This is a genomic window from Duganella sp. FT27W (assembly GCF_009295655.1).
Taxonomy (GTDB): domain Bacteria; phylum Pseudomonadota; class Gammaproteobacteria; order Burkholderiales; family Burkholderiaceae_D; genus Rugamonas; species Rugamonas zoogloeoides.
Genome location: NZ_WHIV01000001.1, coordinates 475707 through 498165, shown reverse-complemented (window position 1 = coordinate 498165; position 22459 = coordinate 475707). Strand labels below are relative to the sequence as shown.

Annotated in this window: 15 protein-coding genes; 12 read left to right on the top strand and 3 right to left on the bottom strand. The window is 65.3% G+C overall.

The genetic code is table 11. The features are described from left to right. Nucleotides 1–100: 100 nt before the first annotated feature. From F8197_RS02090 to F8197_RS02065, 6 genes are all read left to right on the top strand, one after another. On the top strand, nt 101–2491 hold the full coding sequence (locus F8197_RS02090) for a glycoside hydrolase family 13 protein (protein ID WP_152879621.1): 2391 nt from the start codon (nt 101–103) through the stop codon (nt 2489–2491). A gap of 78 nt (nt 2492–2569) precedes the next feature. Then, entirely contained in the window at nt 2570–5380 is a 2811-nt protein-coding gene (locus F8197_RS02085) for a TonB-dependent receptor (protein WP_152879619.1), read from the top strand. Nucleotides 5381–5457: 77 nt separating this feature from the next. Next, a complete protein-coding gene (locus tag F8197_RS02080) occupies nt 5458–6237 on the top strand; it encodes a hydratase (protein ID WP_152879618.1) in 780 nt (259 codons plus the stop codon). A gap of 27 nt (nt 6238–6264) precedes the next feature. Further along, nucleotides 6265–8703, top strand: a complete 2439-nt coding sequence (locus tag F8197_RS02075; RefSeq protein ID WP_152879616.1) for a response regulator — start codon at nt 6265–6267, stop codon at nt 8701–8703. A gap of 17 nt (nt 8704–8720) precedes the next feature. Next, entirely contained in the window at nt 8721–11381 is a 2661-nt protein-coding gene (locus F8197_RS02070; protein ID WP_152879614.1) for a M1 family metallopeptidase, read from the top strand. A 446-nt stretch (nt 11382–11827) separates the two neighbouring features. Further along, complete coding sequence (locus F8197_RS02065; RefSeq protein ID WP_227012017.1) at nt 11828–12535, top strand: YceI family protein; 708 nt, start codon at nt 11828–11830, stop codon at nt 12533–12535. Nucleotides 12536–12660: 125 nt separating this feature from the next. Here the strand turns inward: F8197_RS02065 and F8197_RS02060 are convergent, their stop codons facing one another. Continuing rightward, nucleotides 12661–13290, bottom strand: a complete 630-nt coding sequence (locus F8197_RS02060; RefSeq protein WP_152879612.1) for a LysE family translocator — start codon at nt 13288–13290, stop codon at nt 12661–12663. Between the two features lie 166 nt (nt 13291–13456). On the opposite strand from F8197_RS02060, the gene F8197_RS02055 reads away from it, so the two are divergent. Continuing rightward, a complete protein-coding gene (locus tag F8197_RS02055; RefSeq protein WP_152879610.1) occupies nt 13457–16348 on the top strand; it encodes a hybrid sensor histidine kinase/response regulator in 2892 nt (963 codons plus the stop codon). A gap of 70 nt (nt 16349–16418) precedes the next feature. Beyond that, nucleotides 16419–17795 (top strand): MFS transporter, encoded by a 1377-nt coding sequence (locus F8197_RS02050; RefSeq protein WP_152879608.1) that lies wholly within the window; start codon nt 16419–16421, stop codon nt 17793–17795. On the opposite strand, the gene F8197_RS02045 is transcribed toward F8197_RS02050, so the two are convergent. Next, complete coding sequence (locus F8197_RS02045; protein WP_152879606.1) at nt 17792–18685, bottom strand: LysR family transcriptional regulator; 894 nt, start codon at nt 18683–18685, stop codon at nt 17792–17794. The genes F8197_RS02050 and F8197_RS02045 overlap by 4 nt on opposite strands. A 126-nt stretch (nt 18686–18811) precedes the next feature. Between F8197_RS02045 and F8197_RS02040 the strand changes: the two genes are divergently transcribed. The 4 genes from F8197_RS02040 to F8197_RS02025 all read left to right on the top strand — a co-directional run bounded on the left by F8197_RS02040 (nt 18812) and on the right by F8197_RS02025 (nt 21263). Next, nucleotides 18812–19411, top strand: coding sequence for an FMN-dependent NADH-azoreductase (locus F8197_RS02040; RefSeq protein WP_152879604.1), 600 nt, complete (start codon nt 18812–18814; stop codon nt 19409–19411). Between the two features lie 37 nt (nt 19412–19448). After that, entirely contained in the window at nt 19449–20330 is an 882-nt protein-coding gene (locus tag F8197_RS02035; protein ID WP_152879602.1) for a pirin family protein, read from the top strand. A 103-nt stretch (nt 20331–20433) separates the two neighbouring features. Continuing rightward, nucleotides 20434–20766, top strand: coding sequence for a multidrug efflux SMR transporter (locus tag F8197_RS02030; RefSeq protein ID WP_152879601.1), 333 nt, complete (start codon nt 20434–20436; stop codon nt 20764–20766). Between the two features lie 29 nt (nt 20767–20795). After that, nucleotides 20796–21263: a hypothetical protein gene (locus tag F8197_RS02025; protein WP_152879599.1), complete on the top strand. Its 468-nt coding sequence runs from the start codon at nt 20796–20798 to the stop codon at nt 21261–21263. A gap of 8 nt (nt 21264–21271) precedes the next feature. Here the strand turns inward: F8197_RS02025 and F8197_RS29415 are convergent, their stop codons facing one another. Further along, nucleotides 21272–22360, bottom strand: coding sequence for a DUF1906 domain-containing protein (locus tag F8197_RS29415; RefSeq protein ID WP_373996757.1), 1089 nt, complete (start codon nt 22358–22360; stop codon nt 21272–21274). Nucleotides 22361–22459 lie beyond the last annotated feature (99 nt).

The following is a 22459-nucleotide window of genomic DNA, read 5'->3' as shown; positions in this document are numbered from 1 at the left end:
AGGTGCGTTGGATTCCCGCTGCCGCTGTTGTTTTTGCGGCTAACGGGAGTCCACCGCGCCCGGGTATCTTCGCCTACCACCCATCCCAACAAGGAATCCGATGCACGTTTTACCTGCCCTCCTGCTGCCCCCGACCTTGCCCGGCCTGCGCAAGCGCCTGCTGGCTGCAGCAGTTATCAGCATGGTTGCCGGCATCGTCGCCAGCACGCCAGCCGACGCGTGGGCAGCCTGCAGCGAGGCGCCACAGGCGGCGCAGCTGTTCGTGCGCGGCACCATGAACAACTGGGGCGTGGCAGACGCGTACAAGCTGGCCTGGCAGTGCGATGCGTATTTTCTGAACGTGGACCTCAACGGCAAGTACGAATTCAAGATCGGCGACGCCGCCTGGTCCGAGCAGGCCACTTTCGGCACGTTCCACCAGCAGTTCGCCGGTGCACAGACCATCAAGGTCAGCTTCGACCACGGCAAGCCGCAGATCGCGGTGGGGCCGCGCAGCTATGTCGATCCCGACACCGCCGTGCCCACGGACCCGGTCGCAATGAGCCTGGCGCACGACTCGCGCAGCCTGGCCGACAAGGCGCCGTTCGGCGCCGTCAAGGCTGGCAGCGAGGTCACGCTCAACCTGGCCGCACTCCCCGGCATCACCAAGGCCACGCTGGTGATCGAACGCCGCACGCTGGAAGGCAACCAGGAAGTGCTCAGTTACGCGCCGGTGGCGCGGGTGGCCATGCAACGTCAACCGGGTAAGAACCGCTGGAGCGCAACCTACCGTTACGCCGACATCGGCGTGTACGGCTACCACTTCGAGGTGGAGATCAAGGGACGCAAGTACCTGTACCAGAACAACCGCCAGCCGCTGTACTGGACCCGCGAACAAGGTGTCAACGGTATCGGCACGGCGCAGGCAGTGGTTACAGGCCAGACCATCCGGCCGTTTCGCCAGACCGTGTATGCGCCCGATTTCCAGGTGCCAGCATGGGCCAGCGACGCCGTCTATTACTACATCTTCCCCGAGCGCTTTCGCAACGGCGACCGCGCCAACGATCCCAAGCCGGGTGTCACGCGCTACCACGACCAGGGCATCGAACTGCATGCCAACTGGCTCGACAAACCGTATCGTCCGCGCAGCGGCGACGGATCCGACAATCTCGATAACAACGATTTCTTTGGCGGCGATTTGCAGGGCGTGATCGACAAGCTCGATTACATCCGCGACCTCGGCGCCAACACCATCTACATGACGCCGGTGTTCCAGGCCGCCAGCAACCACAAATACGACACGGCCGACTTCCGCAACATCGACCCGCATTTCGGCAGCAATGCCGACTTCACCCGCTTGACCGTGGAAGCGAAAAAACGCGGCATCCGCGTGATTGCCGACGCCTCGTTCAACCATAGCGGCAGCGACTCGGTGTACTTCGACCGCTACGCCAACTACCACGCCCAGGGCGCGTTCCGGGGCGAGCATGTCGATCCGGCGTCGCCGTACGCCGACTGGTACGTGTTCGACACGAAGCAGACCGACCCAAATCGCCAATACAAGGGCTGGGGCGGCACGGTGGACCTGCCGGAGCTGAACAAGAACTCGCCGTCGTACCGCCAGTTCGCCTACGGCGCACCCGATTCGATCACCCGTTTGTGGCTGCAACGGGGCGCGTCGGGCTGGCGCATGGACGTGGCGCCGTGGGTACCGGACGACTTCTGGCGCGAATGGCGCAAGGTCGTGAAGGCCGAACGCAGCGACGCGCTGACGGTGGCCGAAACCTGGTTCGATTCGTCCAAGTTCCTGCTGGGCGACACCTTCGATTCGACCATGAACTACATCTTCCGCAACGCGGTGCTCGACTACGCCAGCGGCGTCAAGGCCGGCACCGCATACGCCAGCATCGAGATGATGCGCGAAGCGTATCCGCCGCAAGCGTTTTATGCGCTGATGAATTTGCTGTCCACGCACGACCAGGCCCGTTCGCTGCACGTGCTGGGCGATCACGGCAACGATCCGGCCGCCGCCGCGCTGGCCCGCCAGCGCCTGCGCCTGGCGATGTTCTTCCAGATGACCTTCCCCGGTTCGCCAGCCGTGTACTACGGCGACGAGGTGGGCGTGAACGGCGGCGACGATCCGCTCAACCGCGCCACGTACCCGTGGGCGGATCTGGGCGGCAAGCCGGACCTGGCGCTGCTGGCGGACGTGAAGGCGCTGATCGCCATGCGCGCCGCGCATCCGGTACTGCGCCACGGCAGCATCGACGCCCCGCTGCTGCTCGACGACCACGTGGTGGTACTGGCGCGCCGCGACGGCGGCACCTGGGCCATCACCGCCACCAACAACGCGGCCACCGCCACCACGGTGACCGTCACCTTGCCGGCAGGTGCGCCGGCCGGCCCATACGTCAACGCGCTCGATGGCGGCACCGCCACCGCGCAGGACGGCCGTTTGACCCTACACATACCCGCGCTGTTTGGCGCGGTGGTGATCGGCGGAGCGAAATAACAGCCCCGCAACCATGCCGGAGACTACCTTCGCATGCGCATTTTTTTCCTATAAAACGATAACACTGGAGATAGCCACATGAACATCCCGCACCGCCCAAGCATCCATCTACACCCGATCGCCGCCGCCTGCGCGCTGCTGGCCGCCACCCTGGCCGGCAATGCCTGGGCCCAGGAGACCGCAACTGCGGCCGCCCCTGCCCCCACTGCGCAGGAAGCTGCGCCGACCGCAACACCGGCGGCGCAAGAGGCGGCACCGGCAGCCCCCGCCATCACCAGCGTGGTCGTCGCCGGTATCCGCCGTGGTATCGAGGATGCCATCTCGGTCAAGAAAAACAGCGACTCGATCGTGGAAGCGATTTCGGCGGAAGACATCGGCAAGCTGCCCGACGCCAGCATCGCCGAATCGATCGCGCGCCTGCCCGGCGTGACCGCGCAACGTACCGCCGGCCGCGCGCAGGCGATCAGCATCCGCGGCATGTCGCCCGACTTTTCCACCGCGCTGCTCAACGGCCGCGAACAGGTATCGACCGGCGACAGCCGGGGCGTGGAGTTCGACCAGTACCCGGCCGAGCTGCTGAGCGGCGTGACGATCTACAAAACCCCGGACGGCGCACTGGTGGGCCAGGGCCTGGCCGGCACCGCTGATATGCTCACCGTGCGCCCACTGGACTTCGGCAAGCGCACCATCGCCCTCAACGCCCGCAAGACGAAAAGCGGCGTGGGCCTGGAACAGGAAGGCGACGGCACCCGTTCGAGCGCATCGTACATCGACCAGTTCGCCAACCGCACCATCGGTATCGCGCTGGGTGCAGCGCGCCTGAAGGACAATGGCGCCGCCACCACGCGCTTCTCGTCGTGGGGGGCGGGCACGCTCGACTACAACGGCGCTACCGTCAACGTGCCGTACAACGGCGTGGAAGGCTGGACCCAGCAGCAGACCGATTCGCGCGACGGCGCCATGGCCGTGCTGCAGTTTCGCCCCAACCGCGACTTCAACAGCACGCTCGACCTGTTCTACTCGAAGTACAAGCACGCGGGCATGCGCCACGGCTGGCAGGCGGGCCTGAACGACTGGTGGATCGCCGCCGACAGCCAGAACGAAGCGCCGGGCCAGCTGAGCAACGCGGTCCTGAACGGCAACGACGTGGTGAGCGGCACTTTCAACAACGTGCATGCGATCGTGGCCAACGTGGGTGACAAGGCAGTGGAAACCAGCAAATCGGCCGGCTGGAAAACCACGGCGCGCCTGGGCCAGGACTGGTCGGCCACGCTGGACCTCAGCTACAACAAGGCCACCCGCAAGGAAGACATCGTGGAAGCGTACGCCGGCACCGCCGGCAACGGCACCGTGGGTGCGTTCGACTCGGTGAACTTCGTGGCGGGCAGCCAGCAATTCACCACCGGCTTCAATTATTCGGATCCGAACATCATCCGCCTGACCGACGTCGCCGGCTGGGGCGGCAACGACACCCAGGCCGCGTACATCAAGAATTCGCAAGTGGCCGACCAGATCAAGGCCGTGCGGCTGTCGGCCAAGCGCGACCTGCCCGATGGCCTGTTCTTCTCCAACGTCGATGTGGGCGTGAACCTCTCGGACCGCTCCAAGCGCCGCGAATTCCGCGAATTCCTCGGCACCATCAAGGGTGGCGGCGCCGACCGCTTTGCCTCGAGCGCGATTCCCAACGCCAGCGTGGGCTATGCCGGCGACACCGGCGTGGCGATACTGGTGTTCGATCCGGTAGCTGCGGCAACCTCGGTGTACGACTTTAACGAAAAACGCAATCCGGCCATCTACAACAAGGACTGGATCGTCAACGAAAAAGTGAGCACCGCGTTCACCAAGCTCAATGTGGACAGCACGCTGGCCGGCATCCCCGTGCGCGGCAACGTCGGCTTGCAGTACGTGCGTACCGACCAGAGTTCGAGCGCCTATTCGGTGGACAGCGACGGCGGCGACAGCGATGCCAACCGCCCCGTCACAAATATCACGGCTGGCAAGGTGTACCACGACGTGCTGCCAAGCGCGAACTTCGGTTTCGAGTTCTCCCACCAGCAAAATGTGCGCCTCGCGGTATCGAAAGTGATGGCGCGGCCCACGCTGAACGATCTGCGCGCTAGTAACGGCTTCGGCGTGGACACGACCAAGAACGTGTACTCGGGCGGCGGCGGCAATCCCAAGCTCGATCCGTTCCGCGCCAAGGCTGTCGATATCTCGTACGAAAAATACTTCGACAAGCAGGGCTACCTGGCGGCAGCGGCGTTCTACAAGAAGATCGACAGCTACATCGTCAACATCACCAACAACGATTTCGACTTTACGCCGTACCTGGGCCAGACCAATATTCCGCTGCCAAGCCCCATCGGCGACTTCGTCCAGCCCACCAACGGCAGCGGTGGTTTCATCAAGGGCGTGGAACTGTCGGCATCGATTCCGCTCAATCTTGCCACCCAATGGCTCGACGGCTTCGGCGTGTACGCCAACTATGCGTACACCACCAGTTCGCTCAACGTGCCCGATACCACCGATGGCGGCTCGGGCAATATGCCGCTGCCAGGGCTGTCCAAGATCACGGCCGGCCTGACACTGTACTACGAGAAGAACGGCTTCTCGGGCCGCGTGGCGCAGCGCTACCGCTCGGCGTTCGTGGGCGACATCCAGACCAGCGAGGGCGATCGCCAGGCCACGTATATCAAGGGCGAGAAGATCCTCGATCTGCAACTGGGCTACGAGTTCCGCAACGGCTGGCTGAAAGGCGCGTCGCTGCTGCTGCAGATGAATAATCTCACCAATGCCGAATTTGTCCGCTATCGCAAGGTGGAGACCAACATCATCGAGCAAACGCGTTACGGCCGCACCGTGCTGCTGGGATTGAACTACCGGATGTAAAGTCCCGATGGCGGCTTCGGCCGCCATACTGCACTATCATGTAGGATACTCGTTTGAACAAATCAAAATGAGACCGCATGACCGACCAGACCTTTGACCCCGCTGCCGCCACCGCGCGCCTGCAAGAAGCCGGCCGCACGGCGCAACTGCTGGTGGCCCTGCCGCCGGACGAACGTCCAGCCACCGTGGACGACGGCTACCTGGTGCAAACCACCGTGCTGGCGGCGGGCGGCGAACCGGTGGTCGGCTGGAAGATCGCTGGCGCATCGCCGCGCTGCCTGCGCGGTGAACTGCCGGCCGTGCCGCTGATCGGCGCGGTGGTGCCGTCGCGGCTCGTGCAAGCCGGCGCCACGCTGGCCATCCACGCCGGCGCACCGCTGACGCTGGAGGCGGAAGTGGCGGTATCGTTTGCGCGCGACGTGGTGCCGGCCGACGAACCGTTCGACCACACCATGGTGGACCGGGTATTTGCTGCCATCGAAGTGGTGCGCAGCCGCTTCGTCGACCGCAAGGCAGTGGGCCAGCCCAGCTTTGCTGCCGACAACGTGGGCTTTCACGCGCTGGTATGCGGCGACGCCGTGGACCTTGCGCGCACCGAGCCGTTCCTGGCCCCCGTCGAAATGCGCTTCAACGATGAAGTGATTGCCCGGTCGCTGCAAGGCGATGACCGCACCCAGCCCTTCGCGGCCCTGGCCTTCCTGTGGAGCGAGTTCGCCCGCCGTGGCATCACCATTGCGCGCGGTGCGGTCATCACTACCGGCACGCTCACGGCGCCGGTGGACGTGACCGGACCAGGTCTGGTCGAAGCGCGCGTGGGCGGCGTGCGCGTGGCGCTGCACCTGACCGCTGGCGTATGATCGAAGGCTAGCGGAGGATCCCCATTGATGAACCCCATGACCGGCCCGGACGACCAGCTCGACGCCAGCTTGTTGCTGCAAACGCTGACGGCCCTGAAAAACGGCGACTTTTCCGCGCGCATGCCGTCCGGCGGCGCCGGGGTGGCCGGCCAGGTGGCGGATACGCTCAACCAGATCATGGCGACCGGTGAGAAAATGGATGCCGACAGCCGGGCCGGGGCCTTGCTCACGCAGTCGCAATCGCTGGCGCAGGAACTGCGGCAGACCAACCAGGAACTGGCGGAAAAGGCGCGGCTGCTGTCGGAACAGAACATCGAAGTGGAGCAGGCCAAGCTGGCACTGGAGGAAAAGGCCACCCAGTTGGCGCTGTCGTCCCGGTACAAATCCGAGTTCCTGGCCAATATGTCGCACGAGCTGCGCACGCCGCTCAATTCCCTGCTGATCCTGGCGCAGCAACTGGGCGACAACCCGGACGGCAACCTGTCGGACAAGCAGGTGGAATTCGCCCGCACCATTCATGGCTCCGGCTCCGACCTGCTCACCCTCATCAACGACATCCTCGACCTGTCCAAGATCGAATCGGGCACGGTCACGCTCGAGTTTTCCGAATACCGGTTCGAGCACCTGCACCAGTATGTCGAGCGCACCTTCCGCCACATGGCCGAGGCCCGGCACCTGGACTTTTCGATCGAACTGCACGGCGACCTGCCAGCCGCCCTGATGACCGACACCACGCGCCTGCAGCAGGTACTGAAAAACCTGCTATCGAACGCGTTCAAGTTCACCTCCCACGGCCGCGTGGCGCTGACGATCGGACTGACAGACGGCGGCTATTCCAGCGACCTTCCCGCCCTGTGCCGTGCCGACGCGGTGCTGGCGTTTGCCGTCAGCGACACCGGCGTGGGCATCGTCGCCGACAAGCTGCAACTGATCTTCGAAGCGTTCCAGCAGGCCGACGGCTCCACCGCCCGCAAGTACGGCGGTACCGGCCTGGGGCTGTCGATCTCGCGCGAACTGGCGCGCCTGCTGGGCGGCGAGATCCGGGTGGAATCGGTGCTGGGCGGAGGCTCCACCTTCACCCTGTTCCTGCCATGGTATCGGGCCGGCTGTGTTGCATCCGAACCAGCACTGGAACCGGCGCCGGCGCCCAAGGCCGTGGCAATGCAAGTCGTGGAACTGCCGGAGCTGCTCCACGAAGAATCGGAAGACGAGAGCGACTACCACGACGACCGCGCGCTGCTGGCGCCCGGCGATCCTTCGGTGCTGATCATCACCGACGACGAGCGCCTTGCCGCGATGCTGCTGGACCTGGCGCGCGCGCATCGTTTCAAGGGCGTGGTGACCGCCAATGGCGACTCGGCCCTGAGCCTGGCGCGCGACTACCTGCCCTCGGCCATCCTGCTCGACCTCGACCTGTCCGACATCGACGGCCTGACCGTGCTCGAACGCCTGAAACGCGATCCGGGCACGCGCCATATTCCCGTGCATGCACTGTCCAACCGGCGCGAACAGGAACGCGACCGGCAGCAGGCGCTGCGCCTGGGGGCCCAGTCCTATCTGTACCTCTACCTGAACCTGTACCAGTACCAGCCGGCCGACCGCGAAGCGCTGCGCGACCTGTTCGCGCGCATCCGCGCCTTCCTTGCGCGCAGCCAGCGCAGCCTGCTGGTGGTGACTGACGACGCCACCGGGCGCGACGCCACCGTGGCGCTGCTCGGCGCCGCCGACCTGGACATCGCGGCAGTGGATACCGGCGTGGCGGCGCTGGCAGCACTGCGCGCGCGGCGCTTCGACTGCATGGTGCTGGACCTGGCGTTGCCCGACATGAGCGGCTTCGAACTGCTGGGCGCCATCGCTGCCGACCGCGTGCTGCGCGACGTGCCGGTGGTGGTCAACACCGCTGGCGACATCGATCGCAAGCAGCTCGACCGGCTCGCGCGCCTCGAACGCGGCGCCAACGGCATCGTGATCCGGGAAGCGGACACGCCCGAACGGATGCTCGACGAGACGGCGCTGTTCCTGCACCGGTCACCGGCGAGCCTGTCCGAATCCCAGCGCATCATGCTCGAAGAGGTCCACGAAGCCGAGAGCAGCCTGGCCGGGCGCAGTGTGCTGATCGTCGATGACGACGTGCGCAATATCTTCGCCCTGTCGTCGCTGCTCGAACGCCAGCAGATGCAGGTATCATTCGCAGAAAACGGCCGCGATGGCATCGAGGTGCTGGAGCGCGATCCGTCCATCGAGATCGTCCTCATGGACATCATGATGCCGGAAATGGATGGCTACGACACCATGCGCGCGATCCGGCGCATCGCCAGGTTTCGTTCGCTGCCGATTATTACGCTTACTGCCAAGGCCATGAAGGGCGATCGTGACAAATGCATTGCCGCCGGCGCGTCGGACTACATCAGCAAGCCGGTCGATGTGGGACAACTGCTGTCGCTGCTCAGGGTCTGGCTGAATTAACCATTACAAGGAAATACATGCAACGCAGTTTGATGTCGATCGCCGTGACGGCGGCATTGGCCCTGGGCGCTGTCCTCCCCCATGCCGTCCATGCAGCGCCGGCGGCGGCCAAGCCAGCCGCCCGGCAAACCACCCAGCTCCCGCGCAATGCCGCGCCCACGCACTACGCGGTGTCGCTCACGCCGGACGCCGCCAACCGCACCTTCAGCGCCAGCGTCGTCATCTCGCTCGATATCACGCAGGCGACCGACAGCCTGGTGCTCCACGCCGCCGACCTGAAGTTTTCCAGCGCTGCGCTCAGCGCCGGCGCCGGCCAGCCGGCACAAGCGGCCACCGCCATCGACCTCGACGCCGACCAGCAAACCGCCACCTTCCGCTTCGGCCGCACGCTGCAACCGGGCAGCTACCAGTTACAACTGGCGTACACTGGCCTGATCGGCACCCAGGCCGCCGGCCTGTTTGCGCTCGACTACCAGAACGGCGGCGCAGCCAAACGCGCGCTGTACACCCAGTTTGAAAACTCCGAAGCGCGCCGCGTGATCCCGTCGTGGGACGAGCCGTTTTATAAAGCCACGTTCGCGCTGGAGGCGACCATCCCTGCCGGCCAGATGGCGGTATCGAACATGCCGGTGGCAGCCACCACCAGGCTGGCCGACGGGCGCGAACTGGTGCGCTTTGCCACGTCGCCGAAGATGTCCACCTACCTGCTGTTCTTCGGCCTCGGAGAATTCGAGCGCGCCACCACGACCGAAGGCGGCACCGAGATCGGCGTGATCACGCAAAACGGCACGCTGAACCAGGCCCAGTTCGCGCTCGACTCGTCGCGCGCCGTGCTGCGCGAGTATAACGACTACTTCGGCATCAAGTACCCGCTGCCAAAACTGGACAACATCGGCGCGCCGGGCCAGAGCCAGTTCTTCAGCGCCATGGAAAACTGGGGCGCCATCTTTACCTTCGAATACGCGATCCTGCTCGACCCGCGCACCGCCACCCAGGAAGACCGCGAAGGAGTGTTTGTCACCGCCGCCCACGAAATCGCCCACCAGTGGTTCGGCAACCTGGTCACCATGGCCTGGTGGGACGACCTGTGGCTCAACGAAGGTTTTGCATCGTGGATGGAATCGCGCACCACCGCGCGCCTGCACCCGGAATGGGACTGGCACCTGCGCGCGGTGCACACGCGCGAAGGCGCGATGGCCAGCGACGCCCTGGCTTCCACCCACCCGGTGATACAGCGCATCGCCACCGTGGAACAGGCCAGCCAGGCCTTCGACAACATCACCTACCAGAAGGGCGAGGCGGTGATCCGCATGCTGGAAGAGTACGTGGGCGCGGACGCCTGGCGCAACGGCGTGCGCGCGTACATCGCCAGGCATGCGTACGGCAACACGGTGTCCGACGACCTGTGGCGCCAGGTGGAAAAGGCGGCCCACAAGCCGGTCACCGCCATCGCCCACGACTTCACGCTGCAACCGGGCGTGCCGCTGATCCGCGTGGCCGATGCCGTGTGCCGGAACGGCAAGGCCACCATCGTCCTCACCCAGGGCGAATTCGCCAAAGACGACGCCCCCCGTAAACCTTTGAGCTGGCGCGTGCCGGTCATCGCCGGAACCGTGGGGGGCGCCACCGTGCGCACCGTGGTTGCCGGCGGCAAGACCACCATCACGCTTCCAGAATGCGGCGCGGTGCTGGTGAACGCCGGCCAGAGCGGCTACTACCGCACGCTGTACACGCCCAAGGGCTTCGCCGCGCTGGCCGGGCGCTTCGCCGACCTGCCGGCCATCGATCAAATGGGTTTGCTGGCCGATGCCGCAGCGCTGGGCATGTCCGGCCACATGCCGGCGCCCGGCTACCTGGAACTGGTGGCCGGCACGCCGGTGGCAGCCGCGCCGCAGGTGTGGGAAGACATCGCCGGCACGCTGGCCGGCCTGCACGCCAGCTACGAGGGCAAGCCGGAACAGCGCGCCGCCTTCGACAGCTTTGCGCGTGCGCGCCTGGCGCCGGTACTGGCGCGCGTGGGCTGGACTGCCGCCCCCGGCGAAGCCGCACCGGTCGCCAACCTGCGCGCCACGCTGATCGCCGCCCTCGGCGACATGGGCGACCCTGGGGTGCTGGCCGAAGCGCGCCGCCGCTATGCGCTGCGCCACAGCGATCAGGACGCCATGCCGGTGGCCCTGCGCCGTCCGATCCTGGGCGTGATCGCCGCCAACGCCGATGCAGCGACCTGGGATGCACTGCTGGCCGAGGCGCGCGCCGAAACATCCGCCATGGTCAAGGCCGAGCAATACGGTTTGCTCGGTTCCAGCCGCGACCCGGCGCTGGCCCGCCGGGCGCTGGACCTGGCGCTGACCGACGAAGCCGGCGCCACCAACAGCGCCAGCATGATCAGCCATGTCGCCAATCAGCATCCGGACCTGGCGTTCGACTACGCGGTGGCGCACCGCGAGCAGGTGGAACAGAAGATCGACGCCACATCGCGCAGCCGCTTCTTCCCCGGCCTGGCCCGCCGCTCGGCCGATCCGGGCATGGTGGCCAAACTGAACACCTACGCCGACCAGCACCTGGCCGCCGACGCGCGCGGCGACGTCAAGATCGCGATCGCCTCGATCGAGTACCGCGTCAAGGTGCGCAAGGAGCGGCTGCCAGAAATCGACGCCTGGCTGGCGCATCACCATTGAAACATCGGGGGCCGCGCAGCAGGTTTGCGAGCCCCCACCATAAAAAAAAACCAGCGCCACCGTGAGGTGATGCTGGTTGCAAAACGCTCGAAAGCGTGGGGATGGCCGGTGGTCCGGCGGCTGGTCTGCGCCGCCTGGACTGAATTTGTGCCGGAATGAAGGTCCGGCAGCCGGGCGCTTGGTTTAACCGCGCGCTACAGGTATTACTTTGCCAGTTAATCGAAAAGACAGGCTTAGGACTTCATTAAACTTGATGAAGCCTGCCGTTGGGAGGGGGCATTGAGATGATTGAATTGGTGCCGGTGTTACAGGCCACCGGCAAGCCCGCTGAGCGATTTTCCGTGAAATCCCGCGCCAACCTGGACACGGCGACCAACTGGAAGATGCTGGGACCAGCGCTACGCATCATAATCGGGCAATATGACCAGCCAATGACGGATACTACAATGCATACAACTATGTTATCGACATCACCACTGCGCGCGCACCTGCTGGCGGCAACGTTCATCGTGGCGCTGGCCGCCTGCTCGCCGCTGCCGCCTTCCACGCCCGCCACCGCGCCAGCGACAATCACGCAGGCGCCACCCGCTGAGCCGGCGCCGCCAGGCGCTGTCGCAGCGGGGGCACTCGCCATCGACAGTGCCAACTCGCTGATCGCCGTCACCGTGCGGCGCGGCGGCGTGCTGGCGCGGCTGGGCCACGACCACGTGGTGGCCGCACGCGCCATCACCGGCACCGTCACGCCCACCGACAACCGCGCGCAGTTCCAGTTCCGCCTCGACCAGATGACGGTGGACGAACCGGCGCTGCGCCAGGTCGCGGGCCTGGAAAAACAGCCGTCACCGGAAGCCGTCGCCGGCACCCGCACCAACATGCTGACCAAGGTGCTCGACGCCGACCGCTACCCGCTGGTCACCGTGCGCGCCGAACGGATTGCCGACGACCAGCCGCTGCGCGTGGCCATTACCCTGCACGGTGTCACCCGCACTTACCAGATTCCGGTGGTGTTCGCCCGCGAGAACACTACCCTGACGGTGAGCGGCACGGTCGATCTGAAGCAGACCGATTTCGGACTGGTGCCGTTCTCGGTGATGGGCGGCGCCATGGCGGTGGAGGACCGGATGGAGCTGCGCTTCACGTTGGTGGCGAAATAATCGCGCGATAAAAAAAAGCCCGCGGCACATACGGCGCGGGCGGAAAGGTTTCAAATCGGGAGAGACTTGAAAGAGCAAGTGCAGTATCTCCCCTCAACATGACGGCGTGATGACATCAACACGCGCTATCTCGAAATAATCAGTTTTAATCCCAGGCCCACGAATACCGCCCCCGCCACCCGGTCCATCCACATGCCGGCGCCGGGGTGGCGATTGATCCACGCCCCCACCGCGCCGGAAAAATAGCCGAGCAGCGAAAACAGCACCACCGCCTGCCCCGTGAACAGCAAGCCCAGTTGCGCGGTCTGCCAGCTGGCATCGCCGCGGTCGGCCACCACGAACTGCGGCAAAAACGACAGAAAGAACAGCACCACCTTGGGATTGATGGCATTGGCGAACAACCCCTTGGCAAACAGCCGCCCCAGGCTTTGGTCGGGCAAGCCGGCTTGCGCCACGCGCGCTCCGCCACGGCTGCGCAGCGCGCCGATGCCGAGCCACACCAGGTAAGCGCCGCCGATGATCTTCAATGCGGCAAACGCCGCAGGGGACGCGGCGATCAGCGCGCTCACGCCTAGTGCGGCCAGCACCGTGTGACTCAGGCAGCCCAGCGCGCAGCCGATGCCGAATACCATGCCCTGGCGGCGGCCGCGCGAGACGCCCACGCTGAGCACCATCAGGTTGTCCGGGCCGGGCGAGATCGTAATCAGCAAGGCGGCACTGAGAAAACCGATGAACTGTTCTGGCGAAATTAACATGTGAAGGCTCGATAAAGGCTGGAACCCATGATGATAGCTGTCGCATGGGTATGTCACAACTACATCATATTTTCTGAAAACAACATGTTCTCGTATAAAATGACCGAATTCCTGCCTCCGCAACGGCGGCCGACATTCCTACATATCAATAACCAAAGCTTGCACGATGTACCACGCGCTGAGCGCCTTTGCGGGCCAAGTCCCCCGCCACCTGTCGTCGCCGCTGCTATTGTTACGCATCTTGGCGCTGCTGCTGGCCGCGCTGTGCATTGCCGGTCCGACGCGCGCGCAGGCGCCGGCGTTGCCGCAAATTGGTCTCACCCACGCCGGCATCGATATCGCTCGCACCGGTAAACTCTACCTGGACGAAGGCGAACTGGCGCCAGCCAGTGCCGGTGCGCTGCCGGCGCTGGTGGCCGGCCTGCGGCCTGCGGACAAGGTGGATTTACTGGGCGGCGGCTACTGGCTGGTGGCCGAACTGCGCAACGACGGCGTGCTGACCGACTGGGTCATCGATCCCAACGACACCCTGATCGACGTGGTGGACATCTACCTGTATCAGCCCGACGGCACGGTGCGGCTGCTGAAAACCGGCTACCGTCAGCCGCACGACTACCTGCTCCACTACGGCAAGGACGTCCAGCTCGAACCGGGCAAGAGCTACCCGGTGCTGATCCGCTTCTCCAGTCCCTATTACGCGCGCACGCCGATGTTTACCGCGCTGCCGCGCAGCGACTACCAGCGCCTGGTGGCGCGCGAAAACGTCATGATCATCGGTTCCATCGGCGCGCTGCTGGCGCTCACGGTGTTCAATTTCTTCATCTACTCGATCACGCGCGACCGCTCGTCGCTGTACTACTCGCTGTACGTGCTGTGCTACGCGGTGGCGTGGGGCATGACCTTCCACCTGTCGGCCGACATGTTCGACTGGCACGACCTGCACTGGCATTACGTGCCGTTCTTCCTGCTGCCGGTGATCAGCACGCTGTTCTACACCAGCTTCCTGCGCCTGCGCGAGACCGCGCCGCGCCTGTTCCTGCTCAGCCGCGTCAACATCGTGCTGCCCTTGCTGACGCTGCCCTCGTGCTTTTTGGCGCTCAGCTACGCCCACACCATCGCCACCGTCGTCATCGCGATCTGGGTGTCGATGGCGCTGGTGACCGGCATCGTGGTGTGGCGCCGGGGCTATCAGCCGGCGCGCTTCTTCGTGCTCGGTTTCCTGGCGCTGCTGTTACCGAGCCTGGTGATCCTGCCGGCCAACGTGGGCCTGATCCCGGCGCTGGTGACCAACGCCCAGCTCTTTACGCTGCTGGGCGGCACGCTCGATGGCGTGCTGCTGGCGTTTGCGCTGGCCGACCAGATCCGCCTGCTGCGCAACACCCTGGAACAACGCGTGCAGGAGCGCACGGCCGAGCTGACCGAGGCCAAGGAACACGCCGAGGTGGTGAGCCGCCATCGCATCGATTTTCTGTCGGCCATGAGCCACGACATCCGCACCCCGCTGGCCGGCGTGATCGGCATGATCAAGTTCGCCATGCGCGACCAGTCGGTGCGCGGCCGGACCGAGGAATACCTGCGCATCGGCCTGCAAAACAGCGAATCGCTGCTGGCCATCCTCAACGACATCCTCGACTTTTCCAAGATCGATGCCGGCCGCCTGTCGATCGAAACCGTGGATTTCGACCTGATCGCGCTGATCGACGACGCCATCGGCATCCTGCAAGGCCAGGCCGATGCCAAGAGCCTGCTGCTGCGCTGCGAACTGGCGCCGGACCTGCCGCGCTTCGTGCGCGGCGATCCCACCCGCCTGCGCCAGATCCTGCTCAATTTGCTCGGTAACGCCATCAAGTTTACCGACCGCGGCGAAGTTCGGCTGCATGCTTCCGCGCTCGATCCGGTCGCCGGTCTCACCAGCGTCAGCTTCGAAATCATCGACACCGGTCCGGGCATCCCGCCCGACACCCTGCCGCGCCTGTTCCAGAAATTCGAACAGGCCGACCATTCCACCACGCGCCGCTACGGCGGCACCGGCCTGGGACTGGCCATCTGCAAGGAGCTGGTGGAGCTGATGGATGGCGCCATCGCCGCCGAAAGCCGGGTGGGCGTGGGCTCGACCTTCAGCTTTACCCTGCCGCTGGCGGTGGGCGCCGCGCCGCTGGCCGGTCCGGACACGGGGCCGCACCGCGAGTACCACGCCTACCGCCTGCGCATCCTGTGCGCCGAGGACGTGCGCACCAACCAGATCATCGTCAGCACGCTGCTCGAGAACATGGGCCACGACATCCGTATCGTGGAAAACGGCCTGCAGGCGCTGCATGCACTGGCCGAATCGGACTACGACCTGGTGCTGATGGACGGGCGCATGCCGATGATGGACGGCGAGCAGGCCACGCGCCTGATCCGCGCCGGCGGCAACGAGGATTACCGCATGCGCGATCGGTCGATTCCGATCATCGCCCTCACCGCCAACGCCAGCGACCATGACCGCGCGCGCTACCTCGGCGTGGGCATGGACGGTTTCCTTAGCAAGCCGGTGGACGAGCACCTGCTGTACGACCAGATCGAAAAGATCATCGCCCTGCACCTGGCGCGTGGACGGCAACTGCGCGCGGTCGATCCGGCGCAGCTGCCATCTGCGTGCCATGCGGACCTCGACGCCCAGTTCGGCGTTGCGCCGGCGGCCTGCGGTGATGGTGACGGTAGCGACGCCGGCGCCGGCAAGGCGGTGCAGATCATGCCGCTGGCCGGCCTGTCGCACAAGCATTTGCAGCGCATCACCGACGCCTTCCTCGACGAAGCGCCGCGCCGCCTGCGCACTGCGCGCGCGGCGGTCAGCGCCGGCAATGCGCAAGCGGCGGCCGCCGCCATCCACGCCCTGAAGGGCAGCGCCGGCTACCTCAGTTCCAACCACCTGCACGCGCTGTGCGCGGAACTCGAAGCGGAAGCGAACGCCGGCCGCATCGACCACGTGGCGCGCATGCTGGTGGAAGTGGAAGCGGCGCTGGACCAGGCGTGCACTGATTTGCAGGCCTCGTCCACCGCCGCTGCTGCCGACTGAGGCCGCCGCCTGCAAGGCTGCCGCTTTTTTGCGACAATGGCAGGCTCAGTCACCCAAGCATCGGATTCGTATGACCACCACCTCCCTGGCCGACCGCGACGGCCTGCCGCCCGATGCGCGGCGCTGGGCCATGCTGTCGGTCGCCATCGGCGTGGGCATGGCCTCGCTCGACACGGCAATCGCCAACACCGCGCTGCCGGCCATCGCCGAGCAGCTGAACGCCACCCCGGCCGCCTCGGTCTGGATCATCAATGTCTATCAGCTGGCGATGGTCGCCACCCTGCTGCCGTTCGCTGCGCTCGGTGAAGTGATTGGCTACCGCAAGGTGGCCATCTTCGGCATGGCCCTGTTCACCCTTGCGTCGCTGGCGTGCGCGCTGGCCTGGTCGCTGCCGTCGCTGGTCGTCGCCCGGCTGTTCCAGGGCGTGGGCGGCGCGGCGCTGATGGGAGTGAATACCGCGCTGCTGCGGGCGATCTATCCGGCCAAGCTGGCCGGGCGCGGTTTCGGTTTCAATTCGCTGGTGGTGGCCACGTCGTTTGCCATCGGCCCCACTGCCGCGTCGCTGATCCTGGCGGTGGCCTCGTGGCCCTGGCTGTTCGCCATCAACGTGCCGCTGGGGCTCGTGGCGATTTTCATGGCGCGCCGCGCGCTGCCCGCTACCGCGCTGGCCGGCCACAAGATCGACGTGCTCACTGTCGTCTATAACATGTTCGCCTTCGGCCTCCTGATCCTGGCGTTTGGTGAAGGCGCGCACTTGCAGGACTGGCACACGCTGGTGCCGGAGATCGCGCTGACGGTGCTGTTTTTTGTGCTGCTGCTGCGGCGCCAGGCCGGCCATACGGCGCCGATGCTGCCGGTGGACCTGTTCCGCCGGCCGCTGTTCGCGCTGTCGTCGCTCACCGCCATGTGCACGTTTGCCGCGCAGGGGCTGGCGTTCGTGTCGCTGCCGTTCTTCTTCGAGCATACGCTGGGCCGCTCGCCGATCGAGACCGGATTCTTGATGACGCCGTGGGCGGTGCTGGTGGCGGTGATGGCGCCGATCGCCGGGCGCCTGAGCGACAAGTATTCGCCCGGAGTATTGGGCGGCATCGGCCTGGCGCTGCTGTCTTCGGGCCTGGTGGCGATGCTGCTGCTGCCGCCAGCGCCGACCGCGTTCGACATCGGCTGGCGCATGGCGTGGTGCGGCATCGGCTTCGGCTTCTTCCAGGCGCCGAACCTGAAAGCGATCATGGGCAGCGCACCGAAGTCGCGCGCGGGCAGCGCCAGCGGCATTGTCGCCACCTCGCGCCTGACCGGCCAGGCCACCGGCGCGGCGCTGGTGGCCTACTGCTTCACCATCTCGGCCACCAACGGCACCCGCTACGCGCTGATGCTGGGCGCAGCATTTGCCGGCGTGGCCTGCGTGGCAAGCTTCGCGCGCCTGGCTTTTGCCGCCAGCGACGACTAGGAACCTAAGGTAGCTTCCAGCGCATCGATAAACACCCGGGTCTTCGCGGGCATCAGCCGCCGTCCCGGGAACACGGCCCACGCGGTCACCTGCGGGAACGACCACTCGGGCAGCACCCGCACCAGTGCGCCCTTCTCCACGTACGGCCGCGCAATCGGCTCGGTGGAGGCGCCGATGCCGATACCGACGCTGGCCATGCGCACCACCAGTTCCGGCGAATTGGCCAGCACCCGCACCGGCAACTCGCGCTCCCAGCGCACCTTGCCGCGCTCCAGCGTCCAGCGTACCAGGCCGTTCAAGCGTGGCGGCAAGCTCAATACGTCGTGGCGGAACAGGTCGTCGGGATGCTCGGGCAGGCCGCGCACGCTGGCGTACCCGGGCGCGGCGTACAGCGCCAGCGAACTGCCCAGGATACGGCGCGCGGCCAGCGTGGCATCGTCCGGCAAGTCGCCCATGCGGATCGCCAGGTCGTAGTTCTCCGCCACCAGGTCCACCCGGCGCGGCGACAAATCCAGCTCCAGCGAGATCGCCGGATATTTTTGCAGGAACGTCGCCAGCATTTCGCTCAGCGCCAGGTTGGCAAAATCAGCCGGCATCGATACCCGCAGCAAGCCGCTCGGCGCGCCCTGCCGGTGCTGCGCCAGCGCGCCCGCCGCCTCGGTTTCGTCGGCCACGCGGCGCGCGTGCTCCAGCAGGCTCGAACCGAACTCGGTGAGCATCAGCTTGCGCGTGGTGCGCTGGAGCAGGCGCTCGCCCAGGTGCGCCTCCAATAAGGAAATGCGGCGCGAGACGGTGGACTTGGGCAACTGCACGCGCTCGGCAGCCAGGCTGAAACTGCCGCATTCGACGATGCGGGCGAACAGCAGCAGGTCGGCGGGATCGATATCCATGATGATTGTTCCACTGGTGGATGAATGTTATCCATTTTAAGGGATTCCGCATTGGTTTTGAAACGATTAAAGTAACTCCATCGCAGCACACAACCCGCAGTGCACAACCAATACAGGAGCCCCACCATGAACATCTTGCAAATCAACTCCAGCGCCCGCAGCACCGGTTCCGAATCGACCCGCCTGGCGGACGCCATCGTCGCCAAACTGCAGGCCGCCAATCCCGGCGCCACCGTGGCGCGCCGCGACCTGGCCGCCGTACCGCACCCGGTGCTGGACGAAGCCGCGCTGCAAGCGCTGTTCACCCCGGCCGACCAGCGCACCGCCGAACAAGCGGCCCGCGTGGCGCTTGACGACGCCCTGATCGCCCAGGTGCAGGCGGCAGATGCCATCGTGATCGGTTCGCCGATGTACAACTTCGGCATCACGGTGCAGCTGAAAGCCTGGTTCGACGCGATTGCCCGCGCCGGCGTGACGTTCAAATACGGCGCCACCGGTCCGATCGGCCTGGTCACCGGTAAAAAAGTGTATGTCGCGATCGCCCGTGGCGGTTTGCACCGCGATGGTCCGAGCGACACCCAACTGCCGCACCTGAAAATGTTCCTGTCCTTCCTGGGCATGACCGATGTGCAGTTCGTGTACGCGGAAGGCCTGGGCATGGGTCCCGAAGCCGTAGCAAAAGCGCAGGCGCAGGCCGACGCCGACATCAACGCCGTGCTGGTGTAATCGACCTTGTCATCAACGTTAAAAAAGGAGCAGCGCCATGAACAACGTAGCAAGTGATACCGTCACCCGTGAACGCGGCGTGGAACGCGTGCTGGCCGGCCAGTCCGTGATGGATGGCGCTGGCGTGAAGATCAACCGCGTGGTCACGCAGCCGCTGCAACGCCGGCTCGATCCGTTCCTGATGCTCGACAATTTCGCCAGCGGCGAAGCCAACGACTACATCGCCGGCTTCCCCAGCCATCCGCACCGGGGCTTCGAGACCGTGACCTATATGCTGGAAGGCCGCATGCGCCACAAGGACAGCGCTGGCAACGAGGGCCTGCTCACCAACGGCGGCGTGCAATGGATGACCGCCGGCCGGGGCGTGATCCACTCCGAGATGCCCGAGCAGCAGGAAGGCCGGATGGAAGGCTTTCAGTTGTGGCTCAATTTGCCGGCCAGGGACAAGCTGCGCGACCCGTGGTACCGCGACTTCAACGGCGAAGAGCTGCCGCGTTTTGTCACCGCCGCCGGCGTCAACGTCAAGGTCATTGCCGGCAGCAGCCATGGCGTGGCGGGCGCGGTGCAGCGCGAGGTGACCAAACCGATTTACCTCGACGTCGAGATACCGGCCGGCGCATCGTTCAGCCAGGTGCTGCCCGTCGGGCATAACGCATTCGTGTTCGTCTATCGCGGTACGGTGAGGGTGGGCGATAAGGACGTGGCGGCCGGCCGCATGGCGATCCTGGCCAACACCGAAGGCGTAGACGGCATCAACGTCCACGCGCTGGAAGCGAGCCGTTTGATCCTGGTGGCCGGCAAACCGCTGAACGAGCCGATCGCCCAATACGGCCCGTTCGTGATGAACACCCAGGCCGAGGTATTCCAGGCGGTGGAAGACTTCCGGGGCGGCAAACTGGGCGAAGAAGCGCACGCTTGATGAAGGTGGTGCACGGCGTGTGCGCACAGTTTGCCGGTTCTGAACAGTCTGGTGCGCTACCGGGGCGCCGTGCATAATGCGGCAACAACCTCGGGAGCACACCATGAAAAACTGGCTTTTCCTTGCCATCGCCATCGTTTCGGAAACCATCGCCACCTCGGCCCTCAAGTCCAGCGCGGGATTTACCAAGCTGCTGCCATCGCTGCTGGTGGTGGTGGGCTATGGCATCGCCTTCTATTTTTTGTCGCTCACCTTGCGCACCATCCCGATCGGCATCGCCTACGCGGTGTGGTCGGGCGTGGGCATTGTGCTGATCGCGCTGGTGGGCTGGCTGGTGTTCGGACAGAAGCTCGATACGCCCGCGCTGCTGGGAATGGGACTGATCGTGGCCGGCGTGGTGGTGATGAACGTGTTTTCCAAGACCGCCCAGCATTGAAACAGGCTGTCTCGGGATAAAATACGCGGATGAATCCCTTATTCCTGAAATGGCTGCGCAAGCTGAGCTACATGCTCGGTTTTGAAACCGTATCGTCCTTCCCGCCCGGCCATCCGTATGAGCGCACGCGCTGGAACGGCGCCTACTTCGACATCGCTTCCTACGTCAAACCCGACGAGATCGAGCACCGGCTGTGCGAAGCGATTACCAACACGCCGCTGGTGTTCGGCCAGATCGACAATCCCACGCCGCGCATGCAGCGCGCGCTGCTGGCCGTGCTGGAAGAACGCATGCGCCACAACCGCGGCCGCGCCACCGAGCTGGCCGTGCAACTGGTACACGCCTACGACAGCGCCCACATCACCGAAGTAATCCCCGGCCTCCGCGCACAGGTGGCCGGCACCCGCCACGACGACATCGGCGAACGGGCCCGCAGCGTGATGGCGTTCCTCTCCTCCACCCAGTCGCCGTTCGACGTCATCGACATGCAGGCCTAGGTTTTTAATTAAAGAATCTGGAAAAAGCCGGTAGGAAAACCCTCGTTGCTGCGCGCCAGCTCGACGTGGATGCGGCGGCCGTCGTCAACCGGCAGCACTGCGGGCGCCAGTTGCTTGAGGTTGAACGACTCGAACTTCGACGCATCGGGCGCCGGCTGGGTCTTGTCCGGCGCCGGCGCCAGCCAGCTCAGCGTCGCCAGGCCGGCACTGACCATCGCCTCGCAACACGCAGCCGAGCCGTACACGCCGACCTGGTACACCGGCTCGCCCGGCCGTGCCGCCTTGAACGCCTGGTTGATACCTTCGAAATAGCGCGTGATCGGACCGGCGATATCGTCCGAGTTGGGATTGCAATCCACCTCGAAATAGATGGCCGAGCCCGACGGCTGGGTGATGCCCGACTGTGCCATCAAATACGCTGATGCGCCATCGGCCATGCCCTGCGCCCGGCTGAACGAATGCAGGTGGGCGCCGATAGTCTCCCACACCACGCCGATGTGGATGCCGGCATCGGTCAGCGCCCGCGCTTCGGCCATCGACAAATTCTTGCTCGCGCTATGGCTGTAGTAACGAATGGCAAAATCGATCCCCTGTTGCTTGATTGATATCGCGTGCTGCGTCAGTTCGAAAGCGGCTTTCACGCCGGTGAGGACAACCATGGGTGCTCCAGTAGGAATGGTGGATGAAGGCGCGGGAACCGACCGCAGGCGTGGCATCGGACCAGGCAGTGCCGCCGGCTCGACCCGCTCGATGCGCACCCGGTAGCCGTGTACCGGCACGCGGATCCGCAACGGATTGCCGCGTCCCTCGCCGACGTAGTACTGGGCGAGCTTGCTGCGCAGGCGCACCAGTTGCAGCCCGACCACGGGGTCGTCGGCGGGATCGAAGTCAGCGGCCGAGCGGCCGAATACCTCGACCCCGATCGAGTAAGCGTTGTACAGCTGCTCGTCTCGGTGACGCACCAGGTAGTCGAGCAACTGGCAGCTGGAACCGGCGTAGGCGAAGGTGCGGCTGACCGCGATCCGGTGCAGTTCGGCACGCACATCGTTGGCGTGCGGCACGCTGGCGGCAAACGGCGCGCGGCGCGCCGATGTCACACTTAACGCAACAGTGGAAGAAGAATGTTTAATAGTTTCTCCAGCTTAATGTTATATTCTCAAAAATGATGCAGCGATGAAAGAACTTTACCCGGGCGG